This is a genomic window from Ruminococcus sp. D54t1_190329_F1, from assembly GCF_015551645.1.
Taxonomy (GTDB): Bacteria; Bacillota; Clostridia; order Lachnospirales; family Lachnospiraceae; genus Blautia_A; species Blautia_A faecis.
In genome coordinates, this window is record NZ_JADNDC010000034.1 from 1 (window position 1) to 14331 (window position 14331).

Below are 14331 nucleotides of genomic sequence, written 5' to 3' on the forward strand. Positions count from 1 at the left end.
CTGTTGATGGAAGCATTATACTACATTGGGACATTTTCCTTTATGGTATATTAGGACATTATCATAAATGGTTCATAATGTTTATAAAATATGAAAAAATTGCTTGACAATTCATTGCCTGTATGCTATTTTAAATAAAAATTCGATTCAACGAACTAAACCGATGAAGCGGGAATAAAAACAATCGTGCACCCACAGAGAGTCCGGGAGGCTGAGAGCCGGGCGGTAAGGCAGTTTGTTAAATGGGCCGCTGAGGGCGCATGGAAAGGCAGAACAAATGCAGAGAATTGCAGACATATCTGATTGAAGCATGAAAGTAGATTCTGCAGAAGCCAAGTATTATGCGACGTAGGACATACGTCAGTTGTCAGGAATATGATGGTATTCCGTTAAGAGCACGATTTTATCGTGAAGCAAGGTGGCACCGCGGGTGAATATTCAGACCCGTCCTTGACAGATATGGAAATTCTGTCCTGGACGGGTTTTTTGTGTACTAGAAAATTACTCCGTAATGTTCCTGTTACACCTAAAAACGCTCTGCGAGGATGCGGCGCGTGCACTGTTCAGGAAATAAATCGGGAGGTGTTCTATGTATCCAACATTTGATAAGATCAGGGAAATGGCAGCAGGAGATTACAAAAGAATTCCAATCTGCAAAGAGTTATACGCAGACAGCTACACACCAGTAGAGATGATGCGGATTCTGCAAAAGGCAAGTCATCACTGCTATCTGCTGGAAAGCGCCAGCCAGAGCGAAGCGTGGGGCAGGTATTCTTTTCTGGGATATGACCCTTCCATGGAAATCACCTGTACAGACGGAATCCTGCGAATTCGAAAAACCAGTAAGACGGAAACTTTTGGTAGAAGCGGCAATGCTGCAGAAAGCAGTACAGAAAGCAGTACAGAAGAGGTTCGACAGGTTGCCCATCCAGGCGATGCCATCCGTGAAATCATCAGTCAGTACAAAAGTCCGGTTATGGACGATATGCCCACATTTACCGGCGGTCTGGTAGGTTACTTCTCCTACGATTACATCAAATACAGTGAGCCCAAGCTGGAACTAAAAGATAAGGAACAGCAGGATTTCCGGGATCTGGATCTGATGCTGTTTAATGATGTGATCGCATTCGACCACTACCGTCAGAAGGTTCTTCTTATTACAGGTGTGATGACAGATGATCTGGAAAAGTCCTATAAACAGGCCTGTGAAAAACTGGAAGAAATGACAGAGCTGATCAAAAAGGGTGAGAAAAAAATCTTTCCTCCGATCAGGCTTAAATCTGAAATCCAGCCTCAGTTCGCTAAAGAAAAATATTGCCAGATGGTGGAAACGGCGAAGCATTATATCCACGAGGGCGATATTTTCCAGGTGGTTTTGTCAAACCCCATGAGGGCAAAAGCAGAGGGCAGCCTGTTTGATACTTACCGTGTTCTGAGAGCTACCAACCCATCCCCCTACATGTTCTATTTTTCCAGTGATGACATTGAAATCGCAGGTGCCTCCCCGGAGACACTGGTGAAATTAGATCATGGCAAGTTAAGCACTTTCCCACTGGCAGGAACAAGGCCGCGAGGAAAAACACCGGAAGAGGACAAAGCACTGGAAGCGGATCTTCTTCAGGATGAAAAAGAGCTTGCCGAGCACAACATGCTTGTGGATCTGGGAAGAAACGATATTGGAAAAATCAGTGAGCTTGGCAGCGTAAAAGTAGAAAAATATCTGACTGTGGAACGTTATTCCTGTGTCATGCACCTGGGCTCCACAGTAACAGGAACCATCAAAAAGGGTAAAGATGCCATAGACGCGGTGGATGCCATCTTACCTGCAGGAACCCTTTCAGGGGCACCGAAATTCCGTGCCTGCCAGATCATTCAGGAACTGGAACAAAGCAAGAGAGGCATTTACGGCGGTGCAATCGGATATGTGGATTTCACAGGAAATCTGGATGTGTGCATTGCAATCCGTCTGGTATATAAGAAAAAAGATGAAATCTGTATCCGGTCGGGAGCCGGAATCGTGGCAGACAGCGTACCGGAAAAAGAATTTGAAGAGTGCCAGAATAAGGCAAGAGCGGTGGTAAGGGCCATCAGCCAGGCAGAGGAGGGATTAGAATGATTTTACTGATTGATAATTACGACAGCTTTTCCTATAACCTGTATCAGCTGATCGGGTCCGTTAATCCGGATATTCAGGTGGTTCGAAATGACGAAATTTCCCTGGGAGAAATAGAGAAGTTGATACCAGAAGCAATTGTTCTTTCCCCGGGTCCTGGAAGACCGGAGGAGGCAGGCATCTGTATTCCGGTGATCAAAGAGTTCGCTGGAAAAATCCCAATTCTGGGTGTGTGTCTGGGACATCAGAGCATCTGCGAAGCCTTTGGCGGAGTGGTTTCCTATGCAAAAGAACTGAAGCATGGGAAAAGAGATGAGATGATCCAGTGCGGTTCCAATGTCCTGTTTAAAGGACTTCCGGAAAAGTTCCCGGCAGCAAGATATCATTCCCTGGCAGCAATAGAAGAGACTCTTCCGGAGGAGCTGGTTGTGACAGCCAGAGCAGAAGATGGAGAAATCATGGCAGTGGAGCATAAGGAATATCCGGTTTACGGTGTGCAGTTTCATCCGGAGTCTGTTATGACTCCCGATGGAAGGAAGATGATTGAGAATTTTCTAGAGCGTGTTTGAAAAAGGCTTTCTGCAAGATGTGCGTCACAATTTGTGGGAGATTTTGTCCGGATGAGGGAGCCGTAGCGGGCTACGGAAACCGAATTCGGGCAAAATATACCGCAAAGTGGGGCGTGCAGATTGCGGGAATGATTTTTCAAACACGCTCTGGAAGCGCAAGTCAGATTTGACAATTTATAAAGGACAACATCAGAGAGGAGCAGAAAAAATGATCAGAGAAAGTATTATCAAATTATCGAAGAAACAGAACTTAACCTATCTGGAAGCAGAAGAGGTAATGGACGAGATTATGAGCGGAAAAGCTACTCCGGTACAAATGTCAGCCTATCTGACTGCTCTGGCGTTGAAAGGGGAAACTATTGATGAGATTACCGCTTCCGCGGCAGGCATGAGAGCACACTGCATCAAGCTGCTTCATGACATGGATGTACTGGAAATCGTAGGTACTGGTGGAGACGGCTCCAATTCCTTTAACATTTCCACCACTGCCTCCCTTGTGATCGCAGCAGGAGGTGTACCGGTAGCAAAGCATGGAAACAGAGCTGCTTCTTCAAAATCCGGAGCCGCAGATGTGCTGGAAGCTCTGGGCGTTAAGATCACAATTCCACCGGAAAAAAGCCAGGAACTTCTGGAAAAAATCGGAATCTGCTTCCTGTTTGCACAGAACTATCACATTGCAATGAAGTATGTGGCTCCAATCCGTAAAGAGCTGGGAATCCGTACTGTATTTAATATTCTTGGACCGTTAAGCAACCCGGCTGGCGCCAATATGGAGCTGATGGGTGTTTATGATGAAGCCCTTGTTGAGCCTCTTGCGCAGGTCATGGCAAATCTTGGAGTAACAAGAGGAATGGTTGTCTTCGGACAGGACAGTCTGGATGAAATTTCCATGAGTGCACCGACTTCTGTATGCGAGATCAAAGATGGCAAATTTACATCCTATGTACTCACTCCGGAGCAGTTTGGTTATGAGCGCTGCACAAAAGAGGAGCTTCAGGGAGGAACCCCGCAGGAGAACGCCGAAATCACAAAAGCAATTCTGGAAGGCAAAGAGACAGGGGCGAAACGTCATGCAGTTTGTCTGAATGCTGGTGCCGCACATTATATTGCAGGCAAAGCAGCTTCCATTGAAGCAGGTGTGAAGATGGCAGAGCAGCTGATCGACAGTGGGGCTGCCCTGAAGAAACTGGAAGAATTTATAGAAAAGAGCAACCAGGAGTAATGAGTAAACACAAATAATAACAAAAATGACAATAATCACATTGCAAAACAAAATAACACAGAAAAGAATAACAATATAACTCATTTGGATAAAGATGACGACAAGAGAGAATGACATCACAGAGAGTTTTACAGGAGATAGAATGAGTATTTTAAACGAGATAGCAGCGCGCACAAAAGAGCGTATTGCGGAGGAAAAATTTAAAGTCCCATTAAGGGAACTTATCTCACAGCAGAATTCCAATCTGGCGAAACATGCCGAGGAAAAAATCTCTTTTCTGGAGGCATTAAAAAAGCCGGGAATGTCTTACATCTGTGAAGTAAAAAAAGCGTCTCCTTCAAAAGGATTGATCGCACCAGATTTTCCTTATCTGGACATTGCAAAGGAATATGAGCAGGCCGGTGCTTCTGCAATCTCCTGCCTCACAGAGCCCTTTTATTTCCAGGGCGCAGACAGGTATTTGCAGGAAATTTCCCAGGCAGTGAATATTCCGGTGCTTCGAAAGGATTTTACAGTAGATGAGTACATGCTCTACCAGGCAAAAGCATTTGGGGCTTCCGCTGTACTTCTGATTTGTGCGATTCTTGATAACAGCCAGTTAAAAGCCTTTGGGGAACTGGCACAGGAGCTGGGAATGGATGCTCTGGTAGAAGCTCATGATCAGTGGGAAGTGGACCGTGCTTTGAAGCTTGGAGCAAAAATCGTGGGAGTGAACAACCGGAATCTCCATGATTTTACCGTTGATATGGGAAATAGTATCAGACTGCGGAACATGGCACCGGCTGATACGGTGTTTGTTTCAGAAAGTGGTATTAAGACAGCGGAGGATATCCGTATATTATATGAAAACAAAGTAGATGCAGTCCTGATCGGGGAGACCTTAATGCGCAGCCCTGACAAGAAAGCGGCACTTGGGGCATTAAATGCAGGGATTGTCTGAGCTGATTCATGGTGATAAGTGATATTCCATGCACGTCCCACTTTGCGGTATATTTCACCCGAATTCGGTTGCCGTAGCCAACTACGGCGTCCTCATCCGGGCAAAATCTCCCACAAATTGTGACGCACATCTTGCAGAAAGCCTTTTTCAAACACGCTCTGGCAATCGGAGATGTATAATGTGCTGATAAAATAGTTGGAAAATAAAAAATTAATGAAAAGGAACGAAACAGTATGGCAAAATTAAAAATTTGCGGCCTGACCTGCAAAGAGGATATTGAAATCGTAAATGAAGCAAAACCGGATTTTGCGGGATTCATAATTGAAGTTCCAGGAAGAAGACGAAGCCTTACGGCAGAACGGGTCAAAGTCCTGGTTAAGGGACTGGACAAGGAAATCCTTCCTGTAGGCGTATTCGTAAACGCTGCCCCGGAACTCCCCATTTCCTTATTAAGAGATGGCACCCTATGGGCAGCCCAGCTTCACGGGGATGAAGACGAAGACTACATCGAAAAAATCCAGAATATGACCGGAAAGCCTGTCATCAAGGCCTTTTCCATAAAAACACCCGAAGATGTACAGCGGGCCCTTCGAAGCCCTGCCGACTACATCCTCTTAGACCAGGGAGCAGGAGGAACCGGCGAACCTTTCGATTGGACCCTGGTTCCCCCAGTCCGCCGCCCATTCTTTCTTGCCGGAGGAATCGGTCCCGAAAACCTCCGCAGCGCCATCGGAACCTTACACCCATGGGCTGTAGATCTAAGCAGCAGCCTGGAAACCGATGGAAGAAAAGACCGGGCGAAAATCCAGCAGATTGCCCGTATGCTGAAGCAGATTAATACGCTGGAAGCATACAGAAAAGAGCGGGAAGCAGATTTAGAGTGAAGAAAGTAATTCATATACAAAACAGCGAAACGAAAGGAACCAACACTATGTCAAACGGAAGATTTGGAATCCACGGCGGCCAGTATATTCCCGAAACCCTGATGAACGCGGTGATCGAACTGGAAGAAGCCTACAACCACTATAAAGACGATCCGGAATTCAACCGGGAGCTTACAGAACTTTTAAATGAATACGCAGGAAGACCATCCCGTCTCTACTACGCAGCTCACATGACCGAAGACCTTGGCGGCGCAAAGGTTTATTTAAAAAGAGAAGACTTAAACCACACCGGTGCCCACAAGATCAACAACGTCTTAGGTCAGGTGCTTCTTGCAAAAAAAATGGGCAAAACCCGTGTCATCGCGGAAACCGGAGCCGGACAGCACGGTGTAGCCACAGCCACTGCAGCAGCCCTTATGGGAATGGAATGCGAGGTATTCATGGGAAAAGAAGACACCGAGCGCCAGGCGTTAAATGTATATAAGATGCGTCTCCTTGGAGCAAAAGTTCATCCTGTAACCTCTGGAACTGCCACCCTGAAAGATGCCGTATCCGAGACCATGCGTGAATGGACAAACCGTATAGCAGACACCCATTATGTACTGGGCTCCGTTATGGGCCCTCATCCTTTCCCAACCATTGTCCGCGATTTCCAGGCAGTTATCTCCAAAGAAATCAAAGAACAGATGCTGGAAAAAGAAGGCAGGCTTCCAGATGCAGTCCTTGCCTGTGTAGGCGGCGGCTCCAATGCCATCGGAACCTTTTACCACTTTATTGAAGACAAAGAAGTACAGCTGATCGGCTGCGAGGCAGCAGGCCGCGGCGTAAACACTGCAGAGACCGCAGCCACCATTGCCACTGGCAGACTTGGAATCTTCCATGGAATGAAATCCTATTTCTGCCAGGACGAGTACGGACAGATCGCGCCGGTTTACTCCATTTCCGCAGGACTGGATTATCCGGGAATCGGACCGGAGCATGCCCACCTTTACGACACTGGCCGCGCCCAGTATGTACCCGTAACAGATGAAGAAGCAGTAGAAGCCTTTGAATATCTTTCCAAAACAGAAGGAATCATTCCTGCCATTGAAAGCGCCCACGCTGTTGCCTATGCAAGAAAAATCGTGCCGCAGATGGGCAAGGATCAGTGCGTAGTTATCACCATTTCCGGCCGGGGCGACAAAGACTGTGCAGCAATCGCAAGATACAGAGGGGAGGATATCCATGAGTAACCGAATTTCAGAAGCATTTGCAAAAGGAAAAGCATTTATCCCATTTATCACCTGCGGGGATCCATCTCTGGAGATCACCGAGCAGCTTGTCTATGCAATGGAGGAAGCAGGGGCAGACCTTATTGAGCTTGGAATCCCGTTTTCCGATCCGACAGCAGAAGGTCCTGTGATCCAGGAAGCCAATGTGCGTGCACTAAGCGGCGGAGTAACCACAGACAAGATCTTTGACATGGTGGTAAAAATCCGTAAAAAAACCAGTATCCCAATGGTATTTATGACTTACGCAAACGTTGTTTTTTCCTATGGAACAGAGCGTTTCATCAGGAAAGCAGCAGAAATTGGAATGGATGGACTGATTCTTCCTGATGTACCTTTTGAGGAAAAAGAGGAGTTCGACGTGGTCTGCAAACAGTATGGTCTGGAGCTGATTTCCCTGATCGCCCCCACATCCCACGACCGGATCACCCGGATTGCAAAAGAGGCAAATGGCTTCGTATACTGCGTTTCCTCCCTTGGCGTAACCGGAACCAGAACCCAGATCACCACCGATATCGGAGCGATGGTGAAGCTGGTAAAAGCTGCAAAGGACATTCCCTGTGCAGTAGGCTTCGGCATCTCCACCCCGGAGCAGGCAAAGAAAATGGCTGCCCAGTCTGACGGTGCGATTGTAGGCTCCGCCATTGTGAAAATTTGTGCCGCACATGGAGAAAACTGCGTCCCATATGTAAAGGATTATGTAAAGTCTATGAAAGACGCTGTGCGTGAGGCTTAAGCAGGAAGAATATAAAAAATGGAAAAGAAATGCTTCAGTTTTTCCAAAAATAAGCAGAACAGACCAAAAAAATTTAGCTTGTTTTAATTCTAAAAAGACTATAAAAGAAGGCAAAAGCGTTGACATTTTGCCCTCTTTTTTTTATAGTATCATATGTGAATTAATTTTATGTGTAAAATAAATGGTAATGAAAAAGAGGAATGAAGTTGGAGAAAAAACTGGTATTTATTTTTAATCCCAAAGCAGGGAAGGGCAAGATCAAGACATCTCTGATGGATATAGTAGATATCTTTAATAAAGGCGGTTATGAGGTGATCATCCGCGCAACTCAGGCCCCGAAGGATGCCTATGAACAGGTGAAGAAATATGCAGACAAGGTGGATCTGATCGTCTGCAGCGGCGGTGACGGCACGCTGGATGAAGTGGTTACAGGAATTACCGAGATGGGAAGCAAGGTTCCGGTCGGATACATACCGGCAGGAAGCACCAATGACTTTGCCAACAGCCTTTTTATGCCGAAAAATATGCTGGATGCGGCATCTATGATCATGAAGGAAGAGATTTACAGATGCGACGTAGGCAGATTTAACAGCCAGACTTTTGCCTATGTAGCTGCTTTTGGTCTTTTTACAGATGTGTCTTATGAGACAAGTCAGGATCTGAAGAACATTCTGGGCCATCTTGCTTATGTCCTGGAAGGCGCCAAGAGACTTCTGGATATCAAGGCTTACCATATGAAAGTGACAACAGAGAATGGTGTGATCGAAGATAATTTTATCTACGGCATGGTCACCAATTCCAGATCTGTGGGCGGATTTAAGAACCTGACCAAGGATGTGGATATGAACGACGGCCTTTTTGAGGTCACTTTGATCGTACAGCCTAAGAACCCGCTGGAAATGCAGGAGATTATCCGGAATCTTCTCAACATGGAGGATAATTCTGACCTGATTTATTCTTTCAAGGCACGAAAGCTTACAGTTGAAGCAGAGGAAGAAGTAGCATGGACACTGGATGGTGAGTACGGCGGAAGCCCAAGGCTGGTAGAGATTGAGAATCTGCAGCAGGCGCTGAACCTTTGCCTGAAGAGCGACAAGTAAACAGGGTGAGACCGGCTGGTATCACCAGAGAGAATTTTTGCGCGTTTTTTGCCTTGCACCTGTGAAAGCATTGAGTGCTTACATGTGAAAAAATAAGAACCAGTAATGTGTGATGAATCGTTGTTTATGGAGAGAAGGTACCGCAGATAAATGGCAGCCTGGGGAAATAAGCAGCGAGATGAACGAGAGGAGAGGAACAATGGGAGATTATGTTAATGTGAAGGAATTATTCGGATGTGATGTATTCAATGATTCCGTCATGCAGGACCGTCTGCCGAAGAAGGTTTACAAAGAGCTGAAGAAAACCATTGAAGAGGGCAAGGAGCTTTCCATGGAGGTTGCAGATGTGGTTGCCCACGAGATGAAGGAATGGGCCATCGAGAAGGGTGCCACTCATTACAGTCACTGGTTTCAGCCCCTTACAGGCGTAACTGCAGAGAAGCACGATGCATTTATCACCGCACCTATGGAGAATGGAAAGGTCCTTCAGAGCTTTTCCGGTAAAGAGCTGATCAAGGGAGAGCCGGATGCATCTTCTTTTCCATCTGGCGGACTTCGTGCCACCTTTGAGGCAAGAGGCTATACAACATGGGATTGTACCTCACCGGCTTTTGTAAGACATGATGCAGCAGGTGGAACCTTATGCATTCCTACCGCTTTCTGTTCCTATACAGGAGAAGCGCTGGATCAGAAGACACCGCTTCTTCGTTCTATGGAAGCCATCAATACACAGGCATTAAGACTTCTCAGACTTTTCGGAAATACGACCTCCAAACGGGTGACACCATCTGTTGGTGCAGAGCAGGAGTATTTCCTTGTTGATAAAGAGAAATATATGCAGAGAAAGGATCTGGTTTACACCGGACGCACTCTTTTTGGAGCCATGCCTCCGAAAGGACAGGAGATGGATGACCATTATTTCGGAACCATCCGTCAGAGAGTTTCCGCATATATGAAAGAAGTAAATGAAGAGTGCTGGAAGCTGGGAGTTACAGCCAAGACCCAGCACAATGAGGTTGCACCGGCACAGCATGAGCTTGCGCCGATCTATGCACCTGTTAATATTGCAGCAGATCACAACCAGATCATGATGCGTATCCTGAAAAAGGTGGCAAGCCGTCACGGCATGCGCTGTCTGCTTCACGAGAAACCTTTTGCAGGCTTGAATGGTTCCGGTAAGCACAATAACTGGTCCCTGACTACTGATGACGGAATTAATCTTCTGGAGCCGGGGAAGACACCACATGAGAACATTCAGTTCCTTCTGGTTCTGACCTGTATCCTGAAAGCAGTTGACAAGCATGCAGATCTTCTTCGTGAGTCCGCTGCAGATGTTGGAAATGACCAGCGCCTTGGCGGCCATGAGGCTCCGCCAGCTGTTATTTCGGTTTTCCTTGGAGAGCAGCTTGAGGATGTGCTGGAGCAGCTGATCAGCACTGGTACTGCTACAAGAAGTAAGACAGGGGAGAAAATGGATACAGGCGTTAAGACGCTTCCGGATTTCATGAAGGATGCTACAGACCGTAACCGTACTTCACCCTTTGCTTTTACCGGCAATAAATTCGAGTTCCGTATGGTTGGTTCCAAGGATTCCATTTCCGCATGCAATGTGGTGCTGAATACCATTACTGCTGAGGCGTTTAAGGAAGCCTGCGATGTTCTGGAGAGCGCAGAAGACTTTGATCTGGCAGTTCATGATTTGATCAAGGAATACGCTACCGAGCATCAGAGAATCGTATTTAACGGCAATGGCTACGCTCCTGAATGGGAAAAAGAGGCACGCCGCCGCGGACTTCCTGTTCTGCCATCTATGGTAGATGCCATTCCGGCACTTACTACAGATAAGGCAGTAGAACTGTTCGGAGAATTTGGAGTATTTACAAAGACTGAGCTGGAGTCCAGAGCGGAGATCCAGTATGAGATTTATGCGAAAGCAATTAACATCGAAGCGAAAACCATGGTGGACATGGCAACCAAGCAGATCATTCCGGCAGTTATCAAGTATACAACTGTACTGGCAGAGTCCATCAATCAGGTGAAGGCAGTTGGACCAATTGACGTGAGCGTTCAGATGGATCTTCTGAAGAAAGCAAGCAAGCTTCTGAAAGAAGTGAACAGTACCATGAATAAGCTGAGCAAGCTGGTAGATCAGATCGAGACGCATCCGGAAGGACGTGACAGGGCAGTGTTCTGCAGAGAGAAACTGGTTCCGGCAATGGAGAAATTAAGAGAGCCGGTTGACGAACTGGAAATGTTAGTGGATAAAGATATGTGGCCGATGCCATCTTATGGAGATCTGGTGTTTGAGCCGTAAAGTGATCAGGAGGACTGCAGCCGCAGTCCTCTTTTCTATTAAAGAGGTAAAGTGAAAGCAGGAAAAAGATGAGTGAATTTGATTTTTTAGAGGAACAAGGCGTCAGTGCGGCGCTTATTAAGGCGGCGGAAGAGTTTCGACAGGAATATGGTGTTTCAGAGGAAGCGAAGCACAGACGGATAAAGCCGGCACTGCCATTTTATGGGAAGGAAACACTGGAGATGGCCATGGCAGCGGTGCTGGAGCAGGAGAATCTGCTTCTGGCAGGACCGAAGGCTACGGGAAAGAATGTGCTGGCAGAGAATCTGGCATATATTTTCGGGAGACCGGTGTATAACGTGTCCTTCCATGTGAATACAAACAGTGGTGACCTGATTGGAACAGATACTTTCGTGGATAATCAGGTGAAGCTGCGTAAGGGAAGCATTTACCAGTGTGCTGAGGAAGGCGGATTCGGTATTCTGGATGAGATCAATATGGCGAAGAATGATGCGGTTTCTGTACTTCACGCCACATTGGATTACCGTCGGTCTATTGATGTGCCAGGATATGACAAAATAGACCTTCACCCGGCGGCAAGATTTATTGGAACCATGAATTACGGGTATGCCGGAACCAAGGAGCTGAATGAGGCTCTGGTTTCCCGTTTCTTGGTGATTGACATGCCGGCGCAGAATGAGGAAACGCTTGGATTTATTTTCAACAGGATGTTCCCGGATGCAAAGAAAGAGGCTGTGGAGCAGTTTATGGGAGTATTTCTGGATCTGCAGCAGAAATCCATGAACAGCGAGATTTCTACAAAGCCGCTGGATCTTCGCGGCCTGCTTGCTGCTATGAAGATCGTGCGTACCGGGCTTTCCCCATGGCAGGCGGTACGCATGGGCATTGTGAATAAAACATTTGATGTGTTTGAGAAGGAAATCGTGGAGGATGTGGTGCGAACCAGAATTCCACAGGGCTGGACCCGGGAAGATGTTTATGGAGAATAAAGAAAACGAATCTTTAAAAATTTCTGCCAAATTGGTTGATCTTGAAGATGCAGAGGAATTTTTGAAGAAATCAGCTATTGGGAAAGAAAAAATTAAAATTGCAGCTGGGGATAAGAAATCAGAAAAAGTTTCAATGGAAGTACCTGTAGCGGAGGAAAGCGAAAATTTTCAGGCAAGAGAGGATAACTGTGAAGAACTGAATCTCCAGGATTATCAATTAGAGTTGGAAAACCGTATCCGAAATCTGCTCTGGACCATCAGCGGGGACTACACCCAGCAGATGAAGCCGGATGTTTCCCTGTTCCTCAGGTCAAAGGATATTGCATTGTATGATGGGATTAAGCAGGGCGCATTGGCGAAATTCTTTGATAAAGATTTTCTGGGAATGTATCTGGTGAAAAAAATCTTCATGGGCGCGGATGAAGCGGCGCTTACCTTTGTTTCACAGCTCTGTATTGAAGAAGCCATAGGAGAACGGATCTGTGAACAGCGCCCTGGAATCTGGGAGATGCAGAGAAAAGCCTGCGAGGACATACTGGATCAGGAGTATGAGACTATGCCGTCGGCAACAGATAAGCTGGGCTATCTGAGAGTGAACTTGCTGAGAAGGCGGATTGACAGAGGAGAAAACACTTCTTTGAAAAAGAAGAATCCGCAGGCTGATTCCAGAAGTGAGGAAAAATCGGCGGATAGTGTGGAAAATGCGAACGTATCAAATGGGATAATAGTAGGAAATGTGGATGCATCGAACGGAATAATAACAGGAAATGCGGATGCATTGAACGGAATAATAGCAGAAAATGCTGATGCGTCAAATGAAATCATAACAAAAACAACGAAAAATAAACAAAAAGATAGAAAATACAAAGGAATCTATCACTATATTGACTTAATTTCCAACGCAGCAGAGACTGCGGATACAATGTCTTTAATTCGCATCATAGACACAGTATACAATGAAGTCGCTGACCCCGACTTTTCCCAAAAGGCAACCCTTGAGCAGGTGCTTGCTGTCACTATGGAAGATCTGACGGAGTTTGACTGGCACGACTATCTTTCCGAAGAAATGTATGAGGATGCATTGGAAAGCTATATGGAGCAGCTTACCTCCAATGTGGCGGGTATGGAGAATGCGGATGTCACCCGGGAGATGGAAGAGGAACGGAAATCGAAACAGAAAATTACAGTTCTGCCTCCGGAGGCTTTGGAAAAAGCCCACACCTATGTGGAACTGAATTTTGGAAAAACTTATCTGAGCGAGCTGGAAGAGAAGCGGATGAACCAGCTGATGTGCCGTGACATTCACAGCGACTGCAGCCTGTATTTTACTGAGGGAATTCTGAAAAGTCCGGTAAAACGAAATTACCAGTATGAATATGCAAAAAGGTTGAAAAATAAGAATATCTGGCTTTATCATGACAAACACCGCATTGTGAAGCGGAATATCGCCCTTCTCACAGAAATGCTGAAAAAGTCACTGGTCATCAAAAGTGAAAATCAGGAGATTCTTTCAGACAGAGGAATGATTGTTCCATCAAGGCTGTGGCGGCTTGGAAGAAGCAGTGATGCACAGGTTTTTAGGCGGGAATTGAAGGGGGATTCTTCTGATTTTGTGGTGGATGTGCTGATCGATGCCAGTGGTTCCCAGATGAGCCGCCAGGGCGAGGTAGCGCTGCAGGCCTACATTATCAGCGAGGCACTTAGCAATGCAGAGCTGCCCCACAGAGTGATGAGCTACTGCACCTTCTGGGACTATACCATTCTCCACCGCTTCAGAGAATATGACGACCAAAGAAGTGCAAATGAAAATATATTTAACTATGTAACATCATCCAACAACCGTGACGGACTTGCCATCCGGGCAGCAGGATACGGCCTTCTGAACCGGGAGGAAGAGAAAAAGATTCTGATCATTCTCAGTGATGGACGTCCTTACGATGTTATTGTCAATCGTCCCAATGCGAAGAATCCGGCACCGTATCATGGGAAGTATGCAATTACCGACACTGCAGCCCAGATCCGTAAGCTGCGCAGCCAGGGAGTGAGCGTGCTGGGTGTTTTCGCCGGGGAAGAGAAAGATCTGGCGACGGAGAAGAAGATTTTTGGAAAGGATTTTGCATATATCCGGAATATTACCGGATTTTCCAAAATCGTTGGAAGATATCTTACAAAGCAATTGGAGGATGATGAATAAGA

Annotated in this window: 12 protein-coding genes and 3 pseudogenes; 13 read left to right on the forward strand and 2 right to left on the reverse strand. The window is 46.4% G+C overall.

Annotated elements, in window-relative coordinates; translation table 11 throughout:
- Window positions 1-589: 589 nt before the first annotated feature.
- Window positions 590-2116, forward strand: a complete 1527-nt coding sequence (trpE, locus tag I2D69_RS14845; protein WP_173719752.1) for an anthranilate synthase component I — start codon at window positions 590-592, stop codon at window positions 2114-2116.
- Complete coding sequence (locus I2D69_RS14850; protein WP_173719753.1) at window positions 2113-2682, forward strand: aminodeoxychorismate/anthranilate synthase component II; 570 nt, start codon at window positions 2113-2115, stop codon at window positions 2680-2682. Before trpE ends, I2D69_RS14850 begins: the two co-directional genes overlap by 4 nt.
- On the opposite strand, the pseudogene I2D69_RS21180 reads toward I2D69_RS14850, so the two are convergent.
- Window positions 2616-2762 (reverse strand): annotated as a pseudogene (locus I2D69_RS21180) (DUF6783 domain-containing protein); the annotation flags it as partial. The gene I2D69_RS14850 and the pseudogene I2D69_RS21180 overlap by 67 nt on opposite strands.
- Between I2D69_RS21180 and I2D69_RS21185 the strand changes: the two are divergent.
- The 4 genes and pseudogenes from I2D69_RS21185 to I2D69_RS21190 form a co-directional block, all read left to right on the forward strand.
- Window positions 2700-2852 carry a DUF6783 domain-containing protein gene (locus I2D69_RS21185; RefSeq protein WP_306467785.1) on the forward strand — a complete coding sequence of 51 codons (153 nt, stop codon included), beginning with the start codon at window positions 2700-2702 and terminating at the stop codon, window positions 2850-2852. The pseudogene I2D69_RS21180 and the gene I2D69_RS21185 overlap by 63 nt on opposite strands.
- A 38-nt stretch (window positions 2853-2890) precedes the next feature.
- Window positions 2891-3904 carry an anthranilate phosphoribosyltransferase gene (gene trpD, locus I2D69_RS14855; RefSeq protein ID WP_195380147.1) on the forward strand — a complete coding sequence of 338 codons (1014 nt, stop codon included), beginning with the start codon at window positions 2891-2893 and terminating at the stop codon, window positions 3902-3904.
- 142 nt (window positions 3905-4046) lie between these two features.
- Complete coding sequence (gene trpC / locus I2D69_RS14860) at window positions 4047-4844, forward strand: indole-3-glycerol phosphate synthase TrpC (protein ID WP_195380148.1); 798 nt, start codon at window positions 4047-4049, stop codon at window positions 4842-4844.
- A gap of 28 nt (window positions 4845-4872) precedes the next feature.
- Window positions 4873-4950, forward strand: a pseudogene (locus tag I2D69_RS21190) (DUF6783 domain-containing protein); the annotation flags it as partial.
- Here the strand turns inward: I2D69_RS21190 and I2D69_RS21195 are convergent.
- Window positions 4931-5163: pseudogene (locus I2D69_RS21195) on the reverse strand (DUF6783 domain-containing protein); the annotation flags it as partial. The pseudogenes I2D69_RS21190 and I2D69_RS21195 sit on opposite strands and share 20 nt — an antisense overlap.
- On the opposite strand from I2D69_RS21195, the gene I2D69_RS14865 reads away from it, so the two are divergent.
- The 7 genes from I2D69_RS14865 to I2D69_RS20245 all read left to right on the forward strand — a co-directional run bounded on the left by I2D69_RS14865 (window position 5078) and on the right by I2D69_RS20245 (window position 14329).
- Window positions 5078-5728, forward strand: a complete 651-nt coding sequence (locus I2D69_RS14865; RefSeq protein ID WP_195380149.1) for a phosphoribosylanthranilate isomerase — start codon at window positions 5078-5080, stop codon at window positions 5726-5728. The pseudogene I2D69_RS21195 and the gene I2D69_RS14865 overlap by 86 nt on opposite strands.
- Before the next feature lie 47 nt (window positions 5729-5775).
- Window positions 5776-6960 carry a tryptophan synthase subunit beta gene (trpB, locus tag I2D69_RS14870; protein ID WP_195380168.1) on the forward strand — a complete coding sequence of 395 codons (1185 nt, stop codon included), beginning with the start codon at window positions 5776-5778 and terminating at the stop codon, window positions 6958-6960.
- Window positions 6953-7732 (forward strand): tryptophan synthase subunit alpha, encoded by a 780-nt coding sequence (gene trpA, locus I2D69_RS14875; protein ID WP_118578364.1) that lies wholly within the window; start codon window positions 6953-6955, stop codon window positions 7730-7732. Before trpB ends, trpA begins: the two co-directional genes overlap by 8 nt.
- Before the next feature lie 200 nt (window positions 7733-7932).
- On the forward strand, window positions 7933-8832 hold the full coding sequence (locus tag I2D69_RS14880; protein WP_347708398.1) for a diacylglycerol kinase family protein: 900 nt from the start codon (window positions 7933-7935) through the stop codon (window positions 8830-8832).
- A 199-nt stretch (window positions 8833-9031) separates the two neighbouring features.
- A complete protein-coding gene (locus tag I2D69_RS14885) occupies window positions 9032-11146 on the forward strand; it encodes a glutamine synthetase III (protein WP_173773491.1) in 2115 nt (704 codons plus the stop codon).
- 68 nt (window positions 11147-11214) lie between these two features.
- Window positions 11215-12135 carry a MoxR family ATPase gene (locus I2D69_RS14890; RefSeq protein WP_118578362.1) on the forward strand — a complete coding sequence of 307 codons (921 nt, stop codon included), beginning with the start codon at window positions 11215-11217 and terminating at the stop codon, window positions 12133-12135.
- Window positions 12125-14329 carry a nitric oxide reductase activation protein gene (locus I2D69_RS20245; protein WP_227199091.1) on the forward strand — a complete coding sequence of 735 codons (2205 nt, stop codon included), beginning with the start codon at window positions 12125-12127 and terminating at the stop codon, window positions 14327-14329. The genes I2D69_RS14890 and I2D69_RS20245 overlap by 11 nt, the downstream gene beginning before the upstream one ends.
- The last annotated feature ends 2 nt before the right edge of the window (window positions 14330-14331 follow it).

Excerpts from the sequence above, each read along its gene's own strand:
- trpE (WP_173719752.1), top strand. The coding sequence starts at position 590 with ATGTATCCAACATTTGATAAGATCAGGGAAATGGCAGCAGGAGATTAC.
- I2D69_RS14850 (WP_173719753.1), top strand. The coding sequence starts at position 2,113 with ATGATTTTACTGATTGATAATTACGACAGCTTTTCCTATAACCTGTAT.
- I2D69_RS21185 (WP_306467785.1), top strand. The coding sequence starts at position 2,700 with ATGTGCGTCACAATTTGTGGGAGATTTTGTCCGGATGAGGGAGCCGTA.
- trpD (WP_195380147.1), top strand. The coding sequence starts at position 2,891 with ATGATCAGAGAAAGTATTATCAAATTATCGAAGAAACAGAACTTAACC.
- trpC (WP_195380148.1), top strand. The coding sequence starts at position 4,047 with ATGAGTATTTTAAACGAGATAGCAGCGCGCACAAAAGAGCGTATTGCG.
- I2D69_RS14865 (WP_195380149.1), top strand. The coding sequence starts at position 5,078 with ATGGCAAAATTAAAAATTTGCGGCCTGACCTGCAAAGAGGATATTGAA.
- trpB (WP_195380168.1), top strand. The coding sequence starts at position 5,776 with ATGTCAAACGGAAGATTTGGAATCCACGGCGGCCAGTATATTCCCGAA.
- trpA (WP_118578364.1), top strand. The coding sequence starts at position 6,953 with ATGAGTAACCGAATTTCAGAAGCATTTGCAAAAGGAAAAGCATTTATC.
- I2D69_RS14880 (WP_347708398.1), top strand. The coding sequence starts at position 7,933 with ATGAAGTTGGAGAAAAAACTGGTATTTATTTTTAATCCCAAAGCAGGG.
- I2D69_RS14885 (WP_173773491.1), top strand. The coding sequence starts at position 9,032 with ATGGGAGATTATGTTAATGTGAAGGAATTATTCGGATGTGATGTATTC.
- I2D69_RS14890 (WP_118578362.1), top strand. The coding sequence starts at position 11,215 with ATGAGTGAATTTGATTTTTTAGAGGAACAAGGCGTCAGTGCGGCGCTT.
- I2D69_RS20245 (WP_227199091.1), top strand. The coding sequence starts at position 12,125 with ATGGAGAATAAAGAAAACGAATCTTTAAAAATTTCTGCCAAATTGGTT.